Annotated in this window: 2 protein-coding genes and 1 pseudogene; all 3 read left to right on the top strand. The window is 73.1% G+C overall.

All coding sequences use genetic code 11. The features are described from left to right. The coding region (locus tag KBX53_RS33020) for a DUF5753 domain-containing protein (protein ID WP_247676573.1) at nucleotides 1–360 on the top strand (360 nt) is incomplete at its 5' end. A gap of 41 nt (nucleotides 361–401) precedes the next feature. Beyond that, nucleotides 402–602 (top strand): DUF397 domain-containing protein, encoded by a 201-nt coding sequence (locus tag KBX53_RS33015; protein WP_210863774.1) that lies wholly within the window; start codon nucleotides 402–404, stop codon nucleotides 600–602. 28 nt (nucleotides 603–630) lie between these two features. Then, nucleotides 631–1,347: pseudogene (locus KBX53_RS33010) on the top strand (ATP-dependent helicase HrpB); the annotation flags it as partial.

Below are 1,347 nucleotides of genomic sequence, written 5' to 3'. Positions count from 1 at the left end.
GACCTGTCGGTGGTGATCAATGAGGCGGTGCTGCTGCGCCCGGTCGGCGGCACCGCGGTGATGGCCGAACAACTGATCCACATGAGCCGGATCGCGCAACTACCCAACGTGACAATTCAGGTACTTCCGTTCGCGGCCGGCGGACATCCGGCGATGAGCACCCCGTACGTGATCCTCCACTTTGCCGACGCCGGCGACGCGTCAGTGGTTTACCTGGATAACCTCACGATGGGGCTGGCTCTGGAGGAAGCCGATCATGTGCTCGGGTATAGCCTTCTGCACGAGGAGCTGTGCCGGATGGCGCTCGATCCGGCGGCGTCGTTGACCCGTCTTGAGCATGCTTCTCGTAACTTTGCGTGACCGCTCCTGCGGCACGCCGACGCAGACGAGAGGTACCGCGGATGACGGCGTACGACCTGACCCGAGCGGACTGGCGCACCAGCACGCGCAGCAGCGGCAACGGCAACTGCGTGGAGGTCGCGACAGTCGACGGTCAGGTCGCCGTCCGGGACAGCAAGGACCGCTCCGGCCCGGTGCTCGCCTTCGGTGCGGCGCCCTGGCAGGCCTTCGTACGCGGCGTCGGCGAGGTCCGTCGCCCCTGACCCACCCGGGCCGGTGCGAGACTGGGCCGTGCTCTCCGACGTAACCCTCGATCTGCCGGTCCGTCCGGTGCTGCCGGCGCTGGTCGCGGCACTGGACGAGGCCGGCGCCGGCGTGCTGGTGGCCCCACCGGGCACCGGCAAGACCACCCTCGCGCCGCTGGCGGTGGCCGACCGGGTGCCCGGCCCCGCCGGGTGGCGGCGCGGGCCGCTGCCCGGCGGATGGCCGAGCTGCTCGGCGAACGGGTCGGTGAGCGGGTCGGCTACGCGGTACGCGGCGAACGCCGGGTCGGCCCGGCCACCCGGATCGAGGTGGTCACCACCGGCCTGCTGGTCCGCCGGCTGCACCACGATCCGGAGTTGCCCGGCACGGGTGCCGTGCTGCTCGACGAGTGCCACGAACGCCAACTCGACGCCGACCTCGCGCTGGCCTTCACCGTGGAGGCGCGCGCCACCCTCCGGCCGGATCTGTGGCTGCTGGCGATGTCGGCGACCCCGGACACCGACCGGTTCGCCGCGCTGCTGGGCGGGCCCACCCCGGCCCCGGTGGTCCGCGCCGACTCAGCATTGCATCCGGTGCAGCGGGTCTGGGCGCCCCCGGCCCGCCCGATCGCCGCGCCCGGGGCCGGGCCGGTGGACCGGGCCCTGCTCGACCACGTCGCCGCCACCGTCCGGCGGGCGCTGCGCGAGCACGACGGCGACGTGCTGGTCTTCCTGCCCGGGGCCGGCGAGGTCGCGGCGGTCACCG

It is taken from the genome of Micromonospora sp. M51 (assembly GCF_018070305.1).
GTDB classification, from domain to species: domain Bacteria; phylum Actinomycetota; class Actinomycetes; order Mycobacteriales; family Micromonosporaceae; genus Micromonospora; species Micromonospora parva.
This window is presented reverse-complemented; position numbering and strand designations above follow the sequence as displayed.

Excerpts from the sequence above, each read along its gene's own strand:
- KBX53_RS33015 (WP_210863774.1), top strand. The coding sequence starts at position 402 with ATGACGGCGTACGACCTGACCCGAGCGGACTGGCGCACCAGCACGCGC.